This is a genomic window from Streptomyces sp. Je 1-79 (assembly GCF_025195125.1).
Taxonomy (GTDB): Bacteria; Actinomycetota; Actinomycetes; order Streptomycetales; family Streptomycetaceae; genus Streptomyces.
Genome location: NZ_JAMGSL010000004.1, coordinates 84,861 through 103,854, shown reverse-complemented (window position 1 = coordinate 103,854; position 18,994 = coordinate 84,861). Strand labels below are relative to the sequence as shown.

The 18,994-nt window shown below is 73.1% G+C and carries 19 protein-coding genes; 5 read left to right on the top strand and 14 right to left on the bottom strand.

Annotated elements, in window-relative coordinates; all coding sequences use genetic code 11:
- The first annotated feature begins 22 nt into the window (after positions 1–22).
- Complete coding sequence (locus M5362_RS08445; RefSeq protein ID WP_260226749.1) at positions 23–859, top strand: methyltransferase domain-containing protein; 837 nt, start codon at positions 23–25, stop codon at positions 857–859.
- Positions 860–880: 21 nt separating this feature from the next.
- The gene (locus M5362_RS08440; RefSeq protein ID WP_260226748.1) at positions 881–1,228 is read left to right on the top strand and encodes a VOC family protein; all 348 of its coding nucleotides are present in this window, start codon (positions 881–883) and stop codon (positions 1,226–1,228) included.
- Between the two features lie 40 nt (positions 1,229–1,268).
- Here M5362_RS08440 and M5362_RS08435 read toward each other — a convergent pair whose 3' ends face one another.
- The 4 genes from M5362_RS08435 to M5362_RS08420 form a co-directional block, all read right to left on the bottom strand.
- The gene (locus tag M5362_RS08435; RefSeq protein WP_260226747.1) at positions 1,269–1,826 is read right to left on the bottom strand and encodes a Clp protease N-terminal domain-containing protein; all 558 of its coding nucleotides are present in this window, start codon (positions 1,824–1,826) and stop codon (positions 1,269–1,271) included.
- Positions 1,826–2,035: a helix-turn-helix domain-containing protein gene (locus tag M5362_RS08430; RefSeq protein ID WP_260226746.1), complete on the bottom strand. Its 210-nt coding sequence runs from the start codon at positions 2,033–2,035 to the stop codon at positions 1,826–1,828. Before M5362_RS08430 ends, M5362_RS08435 begins: the two co-directional genes overlap by 1 nt.
- A 133-nt stretch (positions 2,036–2,168) precedes the next feature.
- The gene (locus M5362_RS08425; RefSeq protein WP_260227141.1) at positions 2,169–4,121 is read right to left on the bottom strand and encodes a DUF5107 domain-containing protein; all 1,953 of its coding nucleotides are present in this window, start codon (positions 4,119–4,121) and stop codon (positions 2,169–2,171) included.
- A 40-nt stretch (positions 4,122–4,161) separates the two neighbouring features.
- Complete coding sequence (locus tag M5362_RS08420; protein ID WP_260226745.1) at positions 4,162–5,067, bottom strand: arginase family protein; 906 nt, start codon at positions 5,065–5,067, stop codon at positions 4,162–4,164.
- A gap of 68 nt (positions 5,068–5,135) precedes the next feature.
- Here M5362_RS08420 and M5362_RS08415 point away from each other — a divergent pair, with 68 nt between their 5' ends.
- On the top strand, positions 5,136–5,468 hold the full coding sequence (locus M5362_RS08415) for a DUF6204 family protein (protein WP_260226744.1): 333 nt from the start codon (positions 5,136–5,138) through the stop codon (positions 5,466–5,468).
- On the opposite strand, the gene M5362_RS08410 is transcribed toward M5362_RS08415, so the two are convergent.
- From M5362_RS08410 to M5362_RS08400, 3 genes are all read right to left on the bottom strand, one after another.
- Positions 5,452–5,994 carry a GNAT family N-acetyltransferase gene (locus M5362_RS08410; RefSeq protein ID WP_260226743.1) on the bottom strand — a complete coding sequence of 181 codons (543 nt, stop codon included), beginning with the start codon at positions 5,992–5,994 and terminating at the stop codon, positions 5,452–5,454. The two genes, M5362_RS08415 and M5362_RS08410, sit on opposite strands and share 17 nt — an antisense overlap.
- A 150-nt stretch (positions 5,995–6,144) precedes the next feature.
- Entirely contained in the window at positions 6,145–6,495 is a 351-nt protein-coding gene (locus tag M5362_RS08405; RefSeq protein WP_260226742.1) for a hypothetical protein, read from the bottom strand.
- A gap of 225 nt (positions 6,496–6,720) precedes the next feature.
- Positions 6,721–8,157, bottom strand: coding sequence for an MFS transporter (locus tag M5362_RS08400; RefSeq protein WP_260226741.1), 1,437 nt, complete (start codon positions 8,155–8,157; stop codon positions 6,721–6,723).
- Positions 8,158–8,314: 157 nt separating this feature from the next.
- Here M5362_RS08400 and M5362_RS08395 point away from each other — a divergent pair, with 157 nt between their 5' ends.
- Positions 8,315–9,064 carry a GntR family transcriptional regulator gene (locus M5362_RS08395; RefSeq protein ID WP_260226740.1) on the top strand — a complete coding sequence of 250 codons (750 nt, stop codon included), beginning with the start codon at positions 8,315–8,317 and terminating at the stop codon, positions 9,062–9,064.
- Between the two features lie 67 nt (positions 9,065–9,131).
- On the top strand, positions 9,132–10,232 hold the full coding sequence (locus M5362_RS08390; RefSeq protein ID WP_260226739.1) for an adenosine deaminase: 1,101 nt from the start codon (positions 9,132–9,134) through the stop codon (positions 10,230–10,232).
- A gap of 73 nt (positions 10,233–10,305) precedes the next feature.
- Here the strand turns inward: M5362_RS08390 and M5362_RS08385 are convergent, their stop codons facing one another.
- The 7 genes from M5362_RS08385 to M5362_RS08355 form a co-directional block, all read right to left on the bottom strand.
- Entirely contained in the window at positions 10,306–11,016 is a 711-nt protein-coding gene (locus M5362_RS08385) for a GNAT family N-acetyltransferase (RefSeq protein WP_260226738.1), read from the bottom strand.
- A gap of 150 nt (positions 11,017–11,166) precedes the next feature.
- The gene (locus M5362_RS08380; protein ID WP_260227140.1) at positions 11,167–12,945 is read right to left on the bottom strand and encodes a CocE/NonD family hydrolase; all 1,779 of its coding nucleotides are present in this window, start codon (positions 12,943–12,945) and stop codon (positions 11,167–11,169) included.
- 144 nt (positions 12,946–13,089) lie between these two features.
- Entirely contained in the window at positions 13,090–14,022 is a 933-nt protein-coding gene (locus tag M5362_RS08375; protein WP_260226737.1) for an LD-carboxypeptidase, read from the bottom strand.
- Positions 14,019–16,004, bottom strand: a complete 1,986-nt coding sequence (locus tag M5362_RS08370; protein ID WP_260226736.1) for a prolyl oligopeptidase family serine peptidase — start codon at positions 16,002–16,004, stop codon at positions 14,019–14,021. Before M5362_RS08370 ends, M5362_RS08375 begins: the two co-directional genes overlap by 4 nt.
- A 51-nt stretch (positions 16,005–16,055) precedes the next feature.
- Positions 16,056–17,393 (bottom strand): M20/M25/M40 family metallo-hydrolase, encoded by a 1,338-nt coding sequence (locus tag M5362_RS08365; protein ID WP_260226735.1) that lies wholly within the window; start codon positions 17,391–17,393, stop codon positions 16,056–16,058.
- A complete protein-coding gene (locus M5362_RS08360) occupies positions 17,386–18,219 on the bottom strand; it encodes a M55 family metallopeptidase (protein ID WP_260226734.1) in 834 nt (277 codons plus the stop codon). The genes M5362_RS08365 and M5362_RS08360 overlap by 8 nt, the downstream gene beginning before the upstream one ends.
- An 85-nt stretch (positions 18,220–18,304) precedes the next feature.
- A complete protein-coding gene (locus M5362_RS08355) occupies positions 18,305–18,991 on the bottom strand; it encodes a GntR family transcriptional regulator (protein ID WP_260226733.1) in 687 nt (228 codons plus the stop codon).
- Between the last annotated feature and the right edge of the window lie 3 nt (positions 18,992–18,994).

The window sequence follows — 18,994 nt, the reverse complement described above, 5'->3', positions numbered from 1 at the left end:
ACCCACACGAGGGAGTCCGGTCATGACGCATGCCTCCGAACCGTCCAGGCCCCGAGAGACCGCCGTCTACACCCATGGGCACCACGAGTCGGTGCTGCGCTCGCACAGTTGGCGCACCGCCGCGAACTCGGCGGCCTATCTGGTACCCGAGCTGCGTCCCGGCCTGGACGTCCTGGACGTGGGGTGCGGCCCCGGCACGATCACCGCCGACCTGGCCGCGCTGGTCGCACCGGGCCGGGTGACCGCGGTCGACGCCGCCGAGGACGTGCTGGACAAGGCGCGGGCCGTGGCCGCCGAACGGGGCCTGAGGAACGTGGAGTTCGCGGTCGGCGACGTCCACGCCCTGGACTTCCCCGACGACTCCTTCGACGTCGTCCACGCCCATCAGGTGCTGCAGCACGTCGGCGACCCGGTCCGGGCGCTGCGCGAGATGCGGCGGGTCTGCCGTCCGGGCGGGGTGGTCGCCGCCCGGGACAGCGACTACGGCTCCTTCGCCTGGTACCCGGAGCCGCCGGCCCTGAACGACTGGCAGGAGCTGTACCGCCGGGTCGCGCGCGCCAACGGCGGTGAACCGGACGCCGGCCGAAGGCTGTTCTCCTGGGCGCGGCGGGCGGGGTTCACGGACGTCACCACGACGGCCGCCACATGGTGCTTCGCGACACCGGAGGAGCGGGCGTGGTGGAGCGGACTGTGGGCGGACCGGACGACCGACTCCGTCTACGCGGAGCTGGTGGTGGAGGGCGGCCACGCGACGGCGGAGACGCTGCGCGCGATCTCCGAGGCGTGGCGCGCGTGGGGGCGGCGGGAGGACGGCTGGTTCATGGTCTCCCACGGCGAGATCCTCTGCCGGGTCCGGTGATCCTCAACTAGGCTGGCCCGTATGGAGATTCTCGGGACCACTCTGCGTGTCTGCGTCGAAGACCTCGAACCCGCGGTGACGTTCTACGAGCGGCTCACCGGCTCCCCCGCCCTGCGTTTCGAGCGGGGAGGGGTGTCGGTGGCGGCCGTCGGCTGCTTCCTCCTGATGAGCGGCCCCGAGGCGGAGCTGGAGGTCCTGCGCAAGGTCGCGGCGACCGTCTCCGTCCAGGACGTGGACGCGGCGTTCACCGCGCTGACGGAGGCGGGTGCCAAGATCCTGGCCGGTCCGGTGCCGACCCCGGTGGGCCGCAACCTGATCGCGGTCCACCCGGACGGCTCGGTCTTCGAGTACGTCGACCGGCGGCCCTGACCGAGAGCCGGCCGGAGGCCCTGGCCGGGTCCGCCTCGGGTCAGGCGGTGGGCGCCCCCTGGCCGAGGGCGCGTTCCACCGCCTCGTAGGTGACGCCGTGGTCCGCGAGGACCTCGGCGACGACGCCGGGGCGGGCGGTCAGGGCGAGCAGCAGGTGCTCGTCGCCGATGGTCTTCTCCCGGCGGCCGAGGCAGATCCGCAGGGACCGCTCCAGGACGCTCGCGGCCTCGCGGCTGAACGTGGGCCTTCCGAAGCGCCGGGAACCCCCCTGACGGTCGTCGGCGAGGGCGCCGAGCCCGTGGGCCTCCTCTACGCGGGCGACGATCTCCGGCACGTCGATCCCGAGACCCGCGAGCGCCTCCATGTCGGCCTTCGAAAGGCCTCCCCGCCGATGGGCGTCGGAGAGCTCCGTCTCCAGCGAGGCCCGCCGGTCGGTCACGCCGAGGGCCCGCAGCACGAAGGACGCCTTGGTCCCCTCCGCGTCGAACAGCGCGAGCAGCAGATGCTCTTCGGTGACCGCGGGGGCGCGGTCGCGCCGGGCACGCTCCACCGCCTCGATCACCGCGGCCCGGGCCCCTGCCGAGAATCGCTCGAACATCAATTCCTCCCGTACTTCTTGTGCACGGCCTGCCGGCTCACGCCCAGCTCCGCCGCGATCTCCTGCCACGACCAGCCCTGGGCGCGCGCACTGCGCACCTGGACCGCTTCCAGTTGTTCGAGGAGCCGCCGCAGGGCGGACACGGCCCGCAGGCCGACCCGGGGATCACGGTCCCCCGCCCGTGCGGCGAGTTCGGTTGCATCGGTCATGGCGTCAACCTACGTTGACACCCCTCGCGTGTCAACCATGGTTGACACGCGAGGGCGCCGGGGCCGGGGGCCCCGCCGCCCGGACCGGGGAAGCGGTGGACGAGGAAAGAGGCGGGCCAGGGAAGCGTCCGGGCTAGGGGCGCATCCGGAACTCGTACCGGGCGGGCAGCGGCTCGTCGGTCAGGGCGGACCACACCTCGCCCAGCACCTCGGCGCCCTCCTTCAGATCCGCCACCTCGAAGCCCGCGTCGAAGACGGCGCGGGCCTCGGCCCTCCTCCCCTCGGCGAGGAGGAGGCGGGCCTCCAGAAGCCGGAACGCGCCCCGGGCGAGCACCGGTTCCGGCAGACGGTCCCGGAGCGCGCGGGCCCGGGCGACACCGCCGGCCGTCAGGAGCGCGTCGAGAGCCTGCCGGCCCAGGGCCGCGGTCACGACGGCGTCGGCTTCGGCGGGCAGGGCGTCGAAGGCCTCGGCGTACCGTTCGGCGGCGCGCACCCGGTGTCCGCCGTCCTGGTCGGCGACGGCCAGGCAGTACAGCAACGGCCAGCGCACGCCCTGTTGCCCGAGTCCGCGTTCCCAGCTCCGTACGGCCTGGGCGAGGTCGCCCGCGTGCCACTGCGCGAGCCCTAGGTGGTACTCGGTCAGGGGCTCGGCGGGCGCGGTCTCCAGCATGTCCCGCCAGTGGCCGGCGACCAGGGACGGGCCGGGTGCGGCGCCGTCGGCCAGGGGCGGCAGAACCCCCGTGCGGAGCAGCTCCAGCCACGGCTTCTGCTCCGCCCCGAGGGTCGACGCGGGGAACGGCGTACCGGGCAGCTCATGGCCCTGGGCCAGGACTTCGAGAGCGCCCCAGCCGGATCCCGTGGCGAGTACGGTGCCCGGTTCGGCGTCCGCCGGGCCGGCGCGCCACGCCTCGTACGTGGCGTCGACGGCTGCGCGCGGCAGGGCCGACTCCAGGGACCGCTCCACCTCCGCGCGGGCCGCGGCCCAGTCCTCGCCGTGGACGGCTCCGGGCGCGGCGGTCACCGGTCCGTACGCCTCCAGCCAGCTGAACTCCGCGCCGCCCTCCAGCTTCAGATGCTCCAGCTGGGTCCGGGCGAGTCCCGCCTGTATCTCGGCGTAGCCGGGGGCGCCGGGGGCGGTGAGCCACTGCTGCCAGCGCCGCCCGCCCCGGGAGGAACCCCAGAGGAACAGCTTGCGTCCGCGCAACACGTCCGTCGACGTCTGGACGAGTCCCGCGCCGGTCTCGTCGACGGCCGCGATCCAGCGCCTCCGCGTGTCGGGGAGGTCGTAGAAGTAGTCGGCGGGCAGGGCTCCGCGCTCCGGATACGTGTGGTCCTGGCCGTCCTCGGCGACCGGGACGGGGACGCGGCGCAGACCGCGCTCGTAGCCGTGGTACCAGGCCGCGTCGGCCGGGGCGAGGATCCGGCGGTCCTCGGGGACGGCGGTGTTGGACCACCAGTAGACGGGGACGGCCCGCTCGTGCGGGTTGCGGATCCGCACGCCGACGTGCAGGAAGTCGCTGTCCTCGGGGAGCCACAGGTCGACCTGGAAGGGCAGGTCGCGCAGCCGCTCCCACTCCCACAGCCGGAGCATCTCGCCGCCGTCGGGGGCCGGGACGACCGCGGCGTGCAGGGGCGAGCAGGAGAGGGTGGTGTGTCCGGTGGCGCCGATGTTCCACTCGATGCCGCCGGCGAACCAGGCGCCGTTGAGCGCGAAGGCGGCGGGCTGGAACACCGGGTTGCGGTGGACGAGTTCGCGCCCGGTGGGCTTGTGGTGCAGGGAGTGGACGCGGCCGCCCAGGCCGGGCAGCACGGTCGCCCGCAGCCGGTCGTTCTCGATGACGATCACGTCGAGTTCGGTGGGCACGCGCTCGCGTCCATAGCCGTCGCGGACCGGTACGGGCAGCAGGGTGCGCAGCGGCGCGTACCCGAGCTGCCGGACCATGTCGCGCGGCAGCCCCTCCGTGGCGCGCGCGTCGACCGCCGCCGCACCGTCGAGGGTGCGCAGGGCGGGCAGCGGGTTGTCCGGTCCCAACGGGGCCGCGGGCAGGGTCAGTACGGCACGTCGCACGGTCGTCATGTCCGCCATGGAACACGGCGGGCGGGCGGCCGACCAGGGGGTCTGGCCGTCAGTCTTCGGCAAAGGCGGCGACCACGAGGTCCGTGAGCAGCGCTCCGGCGGTGCCGTCCGGGTCGAGATCGGGGTCGTAGATCGTGACGTTGAGCCCGACGCAGCGCTCGGATCGGACCAGGGTCCGCAGCAGGGGGACGAGTTCGTCGGGCAGGAGGCCGTCGGGGTCGGGGCTGTCGACGGCCGGCATGACGGAGGGGTCGAGGACGTCGGCGTCCAGGTGCACCCAGAAGCCGTCGAGCGCCGGGGTCCCGAAGGCGGTGACCGTGGCGGCGGCGAGCTCGGCGGGGCCCCAGGCGCGCAGGTCGGCGACGGTGACGACGGGGACCTTCAGGGCGCGCAGTTCGACGAGTTCGGGATCGTCGTGGTAGGCGTCACGGATGCCGAAGAGCCGGATGTCCTCCTCGCGGAGGTAGGGCGCGAGACCCTCCAGGTCGGTGAGGTCCTGCTGGCCGCGGCCGGTGGCCAGGGCCAGTTCCTCGCCGCCCGCCGCGCCGACCCGGTCCGAGTTGCCGGGGTGGCGGAAGTCCGGGGAGGCGTCGATCGCGGCGAGGCCGTAGCGGCCGATGCGGCGCAGGGCGAGCGAGGCGCCGAGCTGGATCGAGCAGTCGCCGCCGAGGACGAGGGGGAAGTCCCCGGCCCGTACGTGGTGCTCGATCCGGTCCGCGAGGGTACGGGTGTACGTCGCGAGCGCGGCCGCGTTGAAGACGCCGTCGCCCTCCTGCCAGTCGCCGCGGTCGTAGCGCGGCGGGACGACGACTCCGCCCTCCAGAGCGCCGAGCCGCCGCACGATCCGGTTCTCGCGCAGGGCTCCGGCGAGCTTGTGGCAGCCGGGGACGGTGCCGGGGAGCGGTGGGCGCAGGCCGAGGTTGGACGGGGCGTCGAGGGCCACGATATTCCGCATGCGCCTCATCCTCTCCGCCGTAGTCTGGATCTTCAATGCTTTCGGCGAACGACGTGAGGACCAGGGGAATGAGCACCCAGCACACCTACCGGGTGATCGTGCGCGGCACCTTCGACGGGCTCTCGGAGGAGAGCCGGGCGCGGTTGCTCGTCGAGGTCGACGCGCACGGGATGTCGGCGATGCGGTTCACCCCGGAGGGCTCGCTCGCCTATGACAGGACGCTGAAGCACTTCTCGTACCGTCTGGTCGTGGTCGCCGACGCGGCGGACGGCGCGGAGATGGCCGGCGTGATCGCCGAGGACCGGGTGGAGTCGGCGCTGCGGGAGCTCGGGCACGGCCACGGCGACCTCAGGTCCTCCGTCACCGACATGGACACCATGAAGATCAACTACAAGCGGTGATCGCCCACCGCTCGTGGTCCCGCCAGGCGCCGTCGATGTGGAGCATGGCGGGCGAGAACCCTTCGAGCCGGAAACCGGCCCGGCGTACGAGCGCGCGGGAGGCGGCGTTGCCGGGCTGGATGTTGGCTTCGAGCCGGTGCAGCCCGAGCGGCCCGAAGGCGTACGGGAGGACCAGCCGCAGCGCCTCGCCCATCAGCCCGCGCCCCGCGGCGTGCGCGAAGGCCCCGTAGCCGAGGGCGCCGCTGAGGAACGCTCCGCGGACGATGTTGTTGATGTTGACGAATCCGGCGATCCGCCCCCGCTGCTCGCGCTCGCACACGAGGAAGCCGGCTCTGGCGGGGTCGTCGGTCACGGCCCGCGCGTAGGTCGCGAAGGTGTCCGGGCTGTCGGGCGGAAAGAGCCAGGGGTGGTGCAGTTCGCGGCTCTCGCGCGCCCGTGCGGTGAACTCCTCGGCGTCGTCGAGGGAGTAGGGCCGCAGCCCCACGCGGGCACCGGCGGTGAGGTACGGACCGAGATCGTCGGACATGGCCCCAGGCTAACCAGGCAGCGAGCCGGGGCGCGGTCGGGGCCGTCTCTGGGGTGAGTCAGAGCTCGGTCGGGGCCGCCTCTGCGGTGAGCCGGGGCACTCGGTCGGGGGGCCGGGTCAGCAGCGAGCCGGGGCGCGGTCGGGGCCGGGTCAGCGGCGGGCCGAGCGGACCCGGAGCGGGCAGCTCTCGCCCTTCTTCACCACCCCGATCACGACGTTCGTCCGCCCGAGCACCGCGCCCTCGGTCGGGTACTGCGTGCACACCCGCCAGTTCGGCGGCCAGAGGACCCGCCGGTCGCGGCCGCCGACGTCGTGGACGTCGACCCGGGTGCGCGGGGCGAGTGCGGTGAAGACCTGCCAGAGGCCCTTGCCGAGGAGGGCGGGCATCGCCCGGGCCTCCTCCGTCTCCGCCGTCTCCCCCGGCGCCTGGTCCGCCGACGCGACCGCCATCGCGGCCAGTGCGACGACGGCGACCGCGCCCAGGAGCGTCGCCCGCCTCATGGGCGCCGCCCGACGGTGACGGCCGTCCTCGTGGCCCGGGCGGGCGTGCGGGGTCCGGAGCGCCCGGGGCCGTCGGTGCCGGATGTCTCCGTGGGGCTCATGCCCGGACCTCTCCTCCGTCGTACGGGGCCGCCCCCGTGGGACCAGGATGAAGGGATCCGGTCCGCACGGGGGCGGTGGGAGGGGCCGTACGGGTGAGGGTGCGGCCCCTCCCGCCGTACCCGGTCAGTGGTGGGCGAGGACCGTCCGCGCCTCGTCGGCCGGCACGTCGGCCGTGTCGGCCGGGTCGGGACGCTGGATGAGCAGGGCGGTCACGACACCGATGCCGAGCAGGGCGAGCGCCGCGTACATCGCGTGCTGGTACCCCGCCTCGGTCGGCCCGCCCGCGTCGCTGCCCGCCGTGATCATGGCGGAGGCCAGGGCGATGCCGAGGGAGGCCCCGATGCCGAAGCAGGCTCCGTTGAGCCCGGAGAGCGAGCCCGGCTTGTCCTTGGGGGCCGAAGTGACGGCGAGGCCGTTGAGGCCGGTCAGCATGAAGCCGCCGTAGGTGATGCCGAGGGCCGCGAGCGAGGCGACGAGGATCCACTCGTCGTGCAGGAAGAAGGTGGCGAGGAGGAAGATCGCGAAGTTGGCGACGGCGCCGGTGACGACGATCCTGCGCCAGCCGATCTTCGGGCCGAGGCGACCGGTCAGCGGGGCGGAGACCACGCCGATCAGCTGGATCGGGGTGAGGAAGAGGACGGCGGCGGTCACGGCGGAGAGGCCGAGGCCGACCCGGGCGTCCTGCGAGAAGAGCGGGATCGTCAGCGCGACGGCTCCGAAGGCGCCGCCCAGGGTGCAGACGGTGGTGAGCAGCAGCGGCCAGGCACGGCGCGAGGCCAGGACCTCGATGTCGATGACCGGGTTGGCCGCGGTCTTCTGCGAGACGACGAAGAAGACGAGCGAGGCGAGGCCGCCGAGCAGGAACCCGAGGGTGAGGACCGAGGTCCAGCCCCAGGCGGCGCCCTGGGCGAGGCCGACGAGGACACCGGTGAGGCCGAGTGCGAGGGCGGCGATGCCACGGGAGTCGAAGCGGCCCTCGGCGGCGGTGGGCGGCACGTCGGGGACGTAGCGGCGGACGCCGATCAGGCCCGCGACGGCGATCAGGGTGGAGCAGACGAAGATGCCGCGGAAGCCGATGGTGTCGGCGATCTGGCCGCCGGCGATGGCGTCGATGCCGGCGAGGCCGCCGTTGACGGCGGTGATGATGCCCGCCGCCTTGCCGAAGCCGGCCGGGGAGAGCAGCTGGTTCAGGGTGAGAAAGGCGAGGGTGAACATCGCGGCCGAGATGCCCTGGAGGATGCGGCCGGCGATGAAGACCTCGATGTTCGGCGCGAAGACGCAGAGCAGGTTGCCGGCGATCAGGACGAAGGCGCAGACGATCATCATCGGCTTGCGGCCGCGCTGGTCGCTGAGGCGGGCGAGGGTGACCTGGCCGATGGCAGCCATCAGGAAGAAGAGGGTCTGCGACAGACCGGCGGCGGCCGTGGTGGTGCCGAGGCGCTCGATGACATCCGGGAGTGCGGGGCTGAGCATCGTGGCGTTGATCTGGTAGCCGAGGACGGCGAGCACCATCGCCAGGAGCATGGGCCCACGGCCCTTGAGGTCGGATGTTGCTGACATGTGGGCCCCTTTGCCGTGGATGTCATGTCGATGAACCGAGCTTGTCTGACAAGCAATGCCCAGACAGAGTGAGTTCTACGCGCGTCACACGTCAAGTCCCTTTGACCTGTGATTCCGCATACCGTTCACTTGCCGACAACGGGGCGAAGGAGGGGCAGTGGCAGTCGGAGGACAGCAGCGGCGACCGGTCGTGGTGCTCTACGAGCGGATCGCGGACGCCATCCACGACGGCACCTACCCCCCGGGCTCGACCCTCCCCTCCGAGCCGAAGCTCGCCGGTGAGCTCGGCGTCAGCAGGCCCGCCCTGCGCGAGGCCCTGCTGCTGCTCCAGGAGGACGGCCTGCTCTCCGTCCGGCGCGGGGTGGGGCGGACCGTCAACGACCACCCGCCGCGCCGCGGCTTCGAGCACATCCAGCCCCTGGAGGAGCTGATCGGCGCGGGCGCCCCGCTGCGCGTGAGGGCCCTGCTCCGGGCCGTGGAGGAGCCGACCGACTTCACCACCCAGCACCTGCTCGCCCCGGCCAGGGCCGAGCTGCGGTTCTGGGAGTCGTTGCTGGCCGGGGAGGGTGCGGCGGCCGCGCTCAGCCAGGAGTGGGCGGCTGCCGACGACGTACTGGAGCGGGCGCATCCTGACTTCGCCGAGGCGCTGCGCTCGGAGCCGGCGCCCGAGCGGACCTCGATGCTGGCGGTGCTCTGCGGGGCCTCTCGGGGGATGCCGCTCGGGGCGCACAGCAGCGTGACCGCGACCCTGCTCGGGCAGCGCCGCGGCGAGCAGCTCGGCCGGCCCGCCGACACCCCGGCGGTGCTCGTCACCCAGGTGGTGCGGGTCGGGGAGACCCCGATCCTGGCGGCCAAGCACATGCTCCCCACGGGCGCCCCGGCGCTGCCGGTCCTCCAGTCGAGCTGAGGCCCGGGGGGCCGGGGCGACCGCCGTCACAGCGGCCCGGCCCCGGCGTGGCGTACACTTCCGCGCCATGCACTTGTCTGACAACTCTGCCGCTCCGCTCAGCAGCCCGGTCTCCATACCCGTCGCCGAGTGGATCCGCCGCGCGCCGAAGGCCGTCCTCCACGACCACCTGGACGGCGGCCTGCGCCCCGCCACCATCGTCGAACTGGCCCGGGAGTGCGGCTACACCGCGCTGCCCACGGAGGACCCGGCCGCGCTCGCGGTCTGGTTCCGGGACGCCGCCGACTCCGGCTCGCTGGAGCGGTATCTGGAGACCTTCGCCCACACCTGCGCGGTCATGCAGACCCGCGAGGCGCTGCACCGCATCGCGGCCGAGTGCGCCGAGGACCTGGCGGTGGACGGCGTCGTCTACGCCGAGATCCGGTACGCCCCCGAACAGCACCTGGCGGGCGGCCTGAGCCTCGACGAGGTCGTCGAGGCGGTGAACGACGGCTTCCGCGAGGGCGAGCGCCGCTCCGGCGGCCGGATCACCGTCCGCACCCTCCTCACCGGCATGCGCCACACCGACCGTTCGCTGGAGATCGCGCGGCTCACGGTGGCCCACCGCGAGAACGGCGTGGCCGGCTTCGACATCGCCGGCGGCGAGATCGGCAACCCGCCGGCCCGCCACCTCCCCGCCTTCCAGCACCTCAAGCAGCACAACTGCCACTTCACGATCCACGCGGGCGAGGCCGTCGGCGCGGAGTCGATCCACGAGGCCGTCCAGGTCTGCGGCACCGAGCGGATCGGCCACGGCGTGCGGATCACGGACGACATCGCCGAGGACGGCACGCTCGGTCACCTCGCCGCGTACGTCCGCGACAACCGGATCGCGCTGGAGGTCTGTCCGACCTCCAACCTCCAGACGGGCGCGGCGAAGGACTACGCCTCGCACCCGATCGACGAGCTGCGCCGCCTCGGCTTCCGGATCACCCTCAACACGGACAACCGGCTGGTCTCCGGCACCACCATGAGCGAGGAGTTCCAGCACATGGCGGACGCCTTCGGCTACGGCCCGGAGGTCTTCGAGGAGTTCACGATCGCGGCGCTCGACTCCGCCTTCCTCCCGCTGCCGGAGCGGCGGCGGCTGATCGACGAGGTCGTCCGCCCCGGATACGCGGCGCTGTAGGGCCACCGGACGCCGTCCTCACGCATGAGCCCCGCCCTCCCCGGGCGGGGCTCATGCGTTGCAATGTGCCGCTCTACGCCGGTACGAGCGGCCCGCGCGGCGCCACCGTGCCGTAGAGCGCGGGACGGTCGATCCGGGCTCCTCGGTCGAGCCTGGCCTCGATGACGGCCCGCACCGCCGGCCACTCCTCGTCCAGGACCGAGTAGAAGGCGGTGGACCGCACGGCCCCGTCCAGGCCCCGCGAGTGCGCCCGGCGTACGCCTTCACAGGTGGCGCCGAGCCGTTCGATGGCGGCCCGGGAGCGCAGGTTCCTGGCGTCCGCGCGCATCGAGATCCTCCGTACGCCCCACGCCTCGAACGCGTGCCGAAGCATCAGCAGCTTGGCCTCGGTGTTGATCCCCGAGCCCTGGGCCCGGGGCGAGAGCCAGGTGTTCCCGATCTCGGCCGCGTCGGGCACCGCGGTGAGCGGATCTCCGTGCGGCACCCCGGGGACGGAGGGCCAGACCAGCGGTCCCTGCCAGTAGTCGAGTTCCAGGAACCGTGTCGCGCCCACGAGCCTCCCGTCGGCGGTACTGACGACGGCGAAGGGCAGCGCCCGGCCCGCGGCCTGTTCGGCCAGGGCACGTTCGATGTAGATCTCTGCCGCGTCCAGGCTGTGGGGGACGGGCGTGAACGCGTACGTCGTACGGTCCTCGGTACCGGCCGCGGCGATCGCGGCGGCGTGCTGTGGTGCAAGGGGTTCCAGCCGTACGGTGCGGCCGGACAGCACAACGGGAAGTGGCACGGGGCCTTCGGTCCTTCTGCGAGTGGGAGCTGCCCCGCGCCGACGTCACGGCGCGAAGGCGGTGGCACAGTCTCCGTCCCGCTGCCCACGGAGTGGGAAAAGAACAGGTAAAGAACGCCCGAAGGTCGCGTGAATCCACCCTTCTGGCTGCTACCCCACCTGGCCCTTGACAACGGGCAGCTCCAGGACGCCGGTGTCCTCCGGCGCGGCGGTGACGGTCACCGGCCTGATGCCCCGGTTCCCGCCGTACGCGTCGTCGCTGGCGGCGATCACGAACTCCAGCCGGTGACCCGTCTCGTAGCGGTGCACGATGCCCGGCAGCTCCACCGTGAACGGCCGGGTCGCGTCCGGTACCCGTACCGGCGCCACGAGCCGGTTGACCAGGGTCTTCCTCCCGTCCGGGGCGATGTCGTAGACCTTGGCGAAGAGCACGAGCTTGTCTGCGGCGTCGCCGGAGTCCTGGACGCGCTCGGTCCTCGGGGAGACCACCCTGAGCGTGGCCTTCGGGGAGCCGACGACGTCGACCGGGGCGGTGAGCGGGGCGCTGGTCCAGCCGAGGTAGGTGCCCTTGAGGTCGTACGGCTCGGGGTCGGGCAGCCCGATCAGCCCGGCGAGCGAGGACTCCGAGTGGCTTGTGGGGACCAGCCAGTTGCTGTACGAGCGCGAGCCCCGGGCGACCTTGGCTCGGTTGTCGACGAGCTTGCCGTCCCCGGAGAGGTAGAGCTTCTGGCTCAGGGCGGGAACCCGGGCGGCGGTGCCGTAGCCGCTCTGCCAGGAGCGGTAGTAGGCGAACTCCGCCCCCGTGTCGGTGCTCCGGTCGTGCCGCAGGTACCGGTCGAACCAGGCGAGGACACGCCGGCCGACGTAGCTGGTCTCCAGGTTGCCCTGCCCGAGGTCGAGTTCGCCGGGGGCCTGTCCCCCGCTGTGCCCCCAGGACTGCCAGATCATCTTGGTCTCGACACCGCGCGCCTCGAGCCGTTCGTAGGTGTTCTGGGCCTCGTTGAGGTTGAAGAGGCTGTCGGACTGGCCCTGGACGACGAGCGTCGGGGCCTTGACCCGGTCGAGGTACGAGACCGGGGAGACGCTCCGGGCGAAGTCGAGCATCTTCCGGGTGTCCGCGTCGGGGTAGCGGCCGGAGTTGAGCAGGCGGACGGTGTCGCAGGCGTCGGTGACGAAGTGCAGACAGCGAAGGCTGTTGATCCGGGAGGGGTCGAGGGAGGGAACGAGCAGCGGCTGCCCCTCACCCATCAGGTAGAAGCCGTTGGCCCACTGCCGTTTGAAGACGCCGGGGGTGGCGCGGTCGGCGCCGTTGGGGGCGAGGGAGTAGGCGAGGTCGTTCCAGGTGATGAGCGGGACGAGGGCGTCGAGCCGGGGGTCGGCGGAGGCGGTGGCGAGCTGGATCGCGCCGCCGTAGGAGCCGCCGACCATGCCGACGCGCGGGTCGCCCGCGCCGTCCTGGGTGACGAAGTCGGCGCGGGTGCCGTCGTCGGCGGCGCGGGTCCCGCCGAGGAAGTCGAGGAGCCGGGCGGCGGCCTGCCCGTCGATGCGGGGGTCGTCGAGGGAGATCAGGCAGCCGGACTTCCCGAAGCCGAGGCCCGAGTAGACGAGCCCGACGTAGCCCCGGGCGGCGAAGGCCTTGCCGATGGCGTCGGTCGACCCGTCCGCCTTGCTCCCGCCGAACCCGTTGGTGGCGAGCACCGCGGGCGCCGGATGCGCGGCGTCGACCCCGGCCGGCCGGTAGAGGTCGGCGTCGACCGTGCAGGTACGCCCGCCCGCCTCGACGGTGAAGGTCAGCGGGGTGACGGTGTACGGGCCGGCTTCGGCCCCGCTCGCGGGGCCGGCGAGGACGAGGGGCGCCGCCAGCGCCGCACTCGCGGCCAGCGCCGTGGTCGTGGACAGGGAACGGCGCTTGCGGGACGGCGGTCGCACACGGGACACGGACACGGGGCCTCCACGCTGAGGATTACCGACTGGTCAGTACCGAGCCGGGCCCATGGTGTGACACGTGTCAAAGGGTCGTCAACGCGCCTGACAGGAGTTGTTGACGGAGATTCAGTGAAGGTGCCGGGAGCCTCAGCGCAGCGCGGGAACGTCCAGCGTGAGCGTCGACGACTCCGCGTCCAGGACCCCCGGTACGCCCAGGGGGAAGGTGAGCGCCGTCTCCGCGTGCCCGAAGCCGAGCTCCTCCACCACCGGGACACCGAGGCCGCCCAGCCGGTCGGCGAGCACCGCGCGGACCTCGTCGTAAGGGCCGCACTCCACCCAGGAGCCCAGTCCGATGCCGGCGACCCCGTCCAGCCAACCGGAGCGCAGGAGTTGGGTGAGGATCCGGTCCAGGCGGTACGGCTCCTCGCCCACGTCCTCCAGGAGCAGCAGGCCCCCGCGGGCCGAGGGCCGGGCGTGCGGGGTGCCGAGGTCGGCGGCGAGCAGGCTGACGCAGCCGCCGAGGGTGACGCCGTGGGCGCGGCCGGGGGCCAGCGGGCGGGCGGTGTCCAGGCCGAGGGTCCGCACGGACTCGGGCTCGAAGAGGGTGGCCCGCAGGGACTCCTGGGTGCGGGGGTCCTTGTGGAAGGCGGCCGCGGCGACCATCGGCCCGTGCAGGGTGGCGAGTTCGGCTCGGACGGCGAACGCCTCGTGCAGGGCGGTGATGTCGCTGTAGCCGACGAAGACCTTGGGTCCCGCGGCCCGCATCGCCGTCCAGTCGATCAGGTCCACCATCCGCTGGACGCCGTAGCCGCCCCGGGCGCAGATCACCGCCGAGACCCCGGGGTCGCACCAGGCCTCCTGGAGGTCACGGGCGCGCGCCTCGTCCGTACCGGCGAGGTAGTCCAACTCCGGGTGAGCGTCCAGGACATGGGGTGCCACGACCGGTTCGAGGTCCCAGCCGCGCAGGATGTCGAGGCCCGCCGCGAGCCGGTCCTCCGGGACCGGTCCGCTGGGCGCGACGACGGCGACCCGGGCGCCGGGGCTCAGGCGCGGGGGCCGGTTCAGCGCGGTGGCCGTCACTTCTTCAGCTCCAGGAGCGGGACATCGGGGTGGGCGATGCCGAAGGTCTGGGCGTACAGGGAGAGTTCAGCCTCCAGTGCTCTGATCATCGTCTCGGCCATCCGGAAGCCGTGCCCCTCGCCCTCGAAGGCGATGGCGGCGTGCGGGATCCCCCGCCCGGCCATGCGCGCGAGGAACCGCTCGGCCTGCGCCGGCGGGCAGATCACGTCGTCCAGGCCCTGGAGCAGCAGGAACGGGACGGAGATCCGCTCGACGTGGCCGAGGGGGGAGCGCTCCTGATAGCGGGCCGGTACCTCGGCGAGCGGGCCGACGAGCGACTCCAGGTACTGGGACTCGAAGTCGTGGGTCTCGTCGGTGGCCCAGCCGAGGAGGTCCAGGATGGGGTAGATGATCGTGCCGCAGGCGTAGACGTCGGAGGTGACGAGGGAGGCGGCGGTGGTCCAGCCGCCCGCGCTGCCGCCGCGGACGGCGAGCCGGGCCGGGTCGGCGGTTCCCTCGGCGGCGAGCGCCTCCGCGACGGCGGCGCAGTCCTCCACGTCGACCACGCCCCACTGCTCGCGCAGCCGGTCGCGGTACTCCCGTCCGTAGCCGGTGGAGCCGCCGTAGTTGACCTCGGCGACGCCGATGCCCCGCGAGGTGAAGTAGGCGATCTCCAGGTCCAGGACGAGCGGCGCGTGGCCGGTCGGTCCGCCGTGGGCCCACACCACGTACGGCGGGAGTTCCTCGCCGGGCGCGATGCGGTCGGGGCTGTGCGGCGGGTAGACGTGGGCGTGGACCTCGCGGTTGTCGGGCCCGGTGAAGGTACGGATCTGGGGCTCGGGGTAGTACGACGGGTCGACCGGGTCGTCGTGGGCCGAGCCGATGACCCGGGCCCGGCCGGTACAGGTGTCGAGCTCCACGACCTCGTACGCGCTGCGCGGGCTGGCGGCGACGCCGACGACACGGCTGCCGTGCACGGCGAGGGTGGAGGCCCACTCGGTCCAGGGGCCGGCGGCGTCGACGAGTTCGCCGCTCTCGGGGTCGAGTATCCCGAGCGCGGTGGCGCCCTTGCCGTGGATGACGGCGACGAGGCCGTTCGCCAGGGGCTGGAACCAGCTGAGCCCGATCTTCCAGAGCGGTCCGCCGAACTCCTCGGCCCGGGAGCACAGGGCGACCGGCTCGCCGGTGGGGTCCGCGCGGTAGAGGTTCCACCAGCCGGTGCGGTCGCTGACGTACAGCAGCTGCCCGTCGGCGGTCCAGCCGACCTGCGGCACCGACTCCTCCGGTCCGCCGGCGACGGACCGGGCCCCCTGGAGGGTGCCGTCGGCCGTGATGTCGGCGAGGAGGACCTCGGTGCCGTCCCAGGGCATCCGGGGATGGTCCCAGGCGATCCAGGCGGCCTGCCGTCCGTCCGGGGAGAGCCGGGGTCCGGTGACGAACCGGTGGCGCCCGTCGGAGAGCTCGCGGATCGCTCCCCGGTCCTCCGCGGCCGATCCGTCGAGGGGTACGGCGGCGAGGACGCGGCGGACGTCGGTCGGCGCGGGGCCGGTGAACTCCTCCAGGACGCACCAGACTTCGCCCCGCTCGGGGTGGATCACCGGGTCGACCCAGCGCACTCCGCCGCCCACCGCGGAGACCGGGGTGAGCGGGCGGGGTCCGGTGCCCGTGGTGGCGTCGGGCTCGTACGCGTAGAGCCGCTGGTCGGGGAAGTGGCTGAAGACGAGGAGCGGGCCGCCGTCCGCGCGTGCCAGGCCCGCCCACGGCTGTCCGCCGTACTCGATCACCCGGCTGCGGACGTTCCAGGGGGCGGGGAGCACCGACCCCTCGGTGCCGTCGGCCCGTCGGCGTACGAGCGCGCGCCGGCCGCCCTCGGTGGGGCGGGGCGCGGTCCACCACACCTCGTCGCCGACGACGCCGACGTACTCGGGCCGCCCGTCGTGGCGGGCGGCCAGCGCGGCGTCGATCGGGGAGGGCCAGGTGCCGTAGGCGCCCGTGGGTACCATCGCCACTTCCTTTACGCGGACTTGCACGGATTCTCTCGAACCCGACTGAAACTACGCGGACTTCAGATAGTGGTCGAGGACCCGGACGCCGAAGTGCAGGGCATCGACCGGGACTCGCTCGTCGACGCCGTGGAACAGCGCTCCGTAGTCGAGCTCCGGAGGCAGCTTCAGCGGGGAGAAACCGTACCCGGTGATGCCGAGCCGGGAGAACTGCTTGGCGTCCGTTCCGCCGGACATGGAGAACGGCACGACGTGCCCGGTCGGATCGAAGTGCTCGACGGCGGCCCGCAGTCGGGCGAAGGTGGGCGAGTCGACGGGGGCCTCCAGGGGGACCTCGCGGTGGTGGAACTCCCACTCCACGTCCGGTCCGGTGAGCCGGTCCATCGTCTCGGTGAACTCCTCCTCACCCCCCGGCAGCATCCGGCCGTCGACGTAGGCGACGGCGTGCCCGGGGATGACGTTGACCTTGTAACCGGCGTCCAGCATCGTCGGGTTGGCGCTGTTGCGCACGGTCGGTTCGACGAGGGCGGCCGCGGGTCCGAGCTTCTCCAGGAACCGGTCGACGTCGAATCCGGCGGCGGTCACGTCGGTCTCGATGCCGTAGAGGGCGGCGAGTTCGGTGAGCGCGGCCCGTACGGTCGGGGTCAGGCGCACGGGCCAGGTGTGGTCGCCGATCCGGGCGACGGCCTGGGCGAGACGGGTGACCGCGTTGGCCGTGTTGACCTTGGAGCCGTGGCCCGCCCGGCCGTGGGCGGTGAGCTTGACCCAGGCGGTGCCCCGCTCGCCGGCGGCGATCGGGTAGAGCGTCATGCCGGGGGTCGGGTGGAAGCTGAACGCGCCGGACTCGCTGATGCCTTCCGTGCAGCCCTCGAAGAGCCCGGGGTGGTGGTCGGCGAGGAATCCGGAGCCGTCCTCGGCGCTGGCCTCCTCGTCCGCGGTGTAGGCGAGGACGATGTCCCGGCGCGGCCGGATCCCCTGGCGGGCCCAGGAGCGGACGACGGCGAGGACCATCGCGTCCATGTTCTTCATGTCGACGGCGCCGCGCCCCCACACCACTCCGTCGCGGACCTCGCCGGAGAAGGGGTGCACGGCCCAGTCGGCGGGCTCCGCGGGGACGACGTCGAGGTGACCGTGGACGAGCAGGGCGTCGGCGGAGGGGTCGGTGCCCTCGATGCGCGCCACCACGTTGGTCCGGCCGGGGGTCCGCTCCAGGAGGGCCGGTTCCAGGCCGGCGGCGGCGAGGCGCTCGGCGACGTACTCGGCGGCGGGCCGTTCGCGGCAGTCCCCACCGCCCCTGTTGGTGGTGTCGATGCGGATCAGCTCGGAGGTGAAGGTCACCACCTCGTCGAGCGCCGCGCCGTCCGGGCCTCCCTGGGCAGGCTCAGCCATACTGCTCCTCCACCGCTGCGGAGACGATCGTGGTGACCGCCTTGAACGTGCGAATGCCCTCGTACATGGTCTCGCTGGTGTACGCGACCCGGCGCTCGCCGCTCGGCGTCACGCCCGGGACGACGGTGGCGGCGCCCGCCAGATGCTCGGCGTCGAACTCCAGCTCGATCGTGAACGGCCCGCCCGGCTCGGGCTCGTACCGTACGGCGAGGGCGGCCGCGGAGTGCGCGGCGGCCCGGATGTCGCTCGCCGTGCGCTTGGGGGTCCGGCACACCGCCGCGTACCGCGAGACGTAGTCCTTGACGGCGACCTTGCGCGCCTCGGGCGCGTAGCCGAGGGCGTCGTCGCAGGTCAGATCGTCGCCCGTGACGAGGACGACGGGCACGCCGTACTCCGCCACCACATGGGCGTTGAGCAGTCCCTCGCTCGCCCGGACGCCGTTCAGCCAGACACCCGTGACGGAGTTGGCCAGATAGGTGTGGGCGAGGACGCCTTCGGTTCCGGCGCCGGTGTGGTAGCCGACGAAGGCGATGCCGTCGACGTCACCGTGCTGCACCCCCTCGACCATGGACAGGGTCTTGTGCCGGCCGGTGATCATCTCGGCCCGCTCGTCGAGCTGTTCGAGGAGCAGGTTCCGCATGCTCCAGTGCGCCTCGTTGACGAGCACCTCGTCGGCGCCGCCGTCGAAGAAGCCCAGCACCGCGGCGTTCACGTCGGAGGTGAACAGGGACCGGCACCGCTCCCACTGGGGCGTCCCGGGCAGCACGTCCCCGGGCCAGGTGACACCGGTGGCGCCTTCCATGTCGGCGCTGATCAGGATCTTCATCTCGCTCCCGGTCTCCTCGACGCAGCCCCACCTTAGGTGGGAAGCGGGAGTCGGCAAAGAGCGGCGGGGGTGCGGCGCCGGGCCGTCACCCGGAGGCGCCCGCCGGCCCTTCGCTCGTGGCCCACAGGGAACGGACATGGCCCAGGTGCCTCTTCATGCACCGCTCCGCTCCCCTGGCGTCACCCGCGAGCATCAGGTCGAGGAGCTCCAGGTGCTCCTCGGCCGACGGGATCAGCTCGCCGCGCTCGTCCAGCGCGGTGAGCCCGTACAGCCGGGACCGCTTGCGCAGCTCGCCGACGGTCTCGACGAGCCGTTCGTTGCCCGCGAGGCCGAGGAGGGTGAGGTGGAACCGGCGGTCGGCCTCCAGGTAGCCGATGAGGTCGTGGTCGCGGGCCGCGCGCACGATCTCCTCGGCGACGGGCCGCAGCGCCTCCAGATCCTCACGGGCGGCGGTCCGGGTGACCCGGCCGACGACGGGGATCTCGATGAGCGCGCGGATCTCGGTGTACTGGTCGAGATCGCGCTCGTCCACCTCGGTGACCCGGAACCCCTTGTTGCGGACCGGCTCGACCAGCCCCTCGCGCGCCAGGTCGAGCATCGCCTCGCGGACGGGCGTGGCGGAGATCCCGAAGTCCTCCGCCAGGGTCGGCGCGGAGTACACGACACCGGGCCGCAGCTCACCCGAGATGAGGGCGGCCCGCAGGGCATGGGCGACCTGGTCGCGCAGCCGCTCCACGGAGGCGTTGAGGTCGCGGCGGGTCAGGTGCCCCATGGT

Coding starts and splice junctions, on each gene's coding strand:
- M5362_RS08445 (WP_260226749.1), top strand. CDS start 23: ATGACGCATGCCTCCGAACCGTCCAGGCCCCGAGAGACCGCCGTCTAC.
- M5362_RS08440 (WP_260226748.1), top strand. CDS start 881: ATGGAGATTCTCGGGACCACTCTGCGTGTCTGCGTCGAAGACCTCGAA.
- M5362_RS08435 (WP_260226747.1), bottom strand. CDS start 1,826: ATGTTCGAGCGATTCTCGGCAGGGGCCCGGGCCGCGGTGATCGAGGCG.
- M5362_RS08430 (WP_260226746.1), bottom strand. CDS start 2,035: ATGACCGATGCAACCGAACTCGCCGCACGGGCGGGGGACCGTGATCCC.
- M5362_RS08425 (WP_260227141.1), bottom strand. CDS start 4,121: ATGGCGGACATGACGACCGTGCGACGTGCCGTACTGACCCTGCCCGCG.
- M5362_RS08420 (WP_260226745.1), bottom strand. CDS start 5,067: ATGCGGAATATCGTGGCCCTCGACGCCCCGTCCAACCTCGGCCTGCGC.
- M5362_RS08415 (WP_260226744.1), top strand. CDS start 5,136: ATGAGCACCCAGCACACCTACCGGGTGATCGTGCGCGGCACCTTCGAC.
- M5362_RS08410 (WP_260226743.1), bottom strand. CDS start 5,994: ATGTCCGACGATCTCGGTCCGTACCTCACCGCCGGTGCCCGCGTGGGG.
- M5362_RS08405 (WP_260226742.1), bottom strand. CDS start 6,495: ATGAGGCGGGCGACGCTCCTGGGCGCGGTCGCCGTCGTCGCACTGGCC.
- M5362_RS08400 (WP_260226741.1), bottom strand. CDS start 8,157: ATGTCAGCAACATCCGACCTCAAGGGCCGTGGGCCCATGCTCCTGGCG.
- M5362_RS08390 (WP_260226739.1), top strand. CDS start 9,132: ATGCACTTGTCTGACAACTCTGCCGCTCCGCTCAGCAGCCCGGTCTCC.
- M5362_RS08370 (WP_260226736.1), bottom strand. CDS start 16,004: ATGGTACCCACGGGCGCCTACGGCACCTGGCCCTCCCCGATCGACGCC.
- M5362_RS08365 (WP_260226735.1), bottom strand. CDS start 17,393: ATGGCTGAGCCTGCCCAGGGAGGCCCGGACGGCGCGGCGCTCGACGAG.
- M5362_RS08360 (WP_260226734.1), bottom strand. CDS start 18,219: ATGAAGATCCTGATCAGCGCCGACATGGAAGGCGCCACCGGTGTCACC.
- M5362_RS08355 (WP_260226733.1), bottom strand. CDS start 18,991: ATGGGGCACCTGACCCGCCGCGACCTCAACGCCTCCGTGGAGCGGCTG.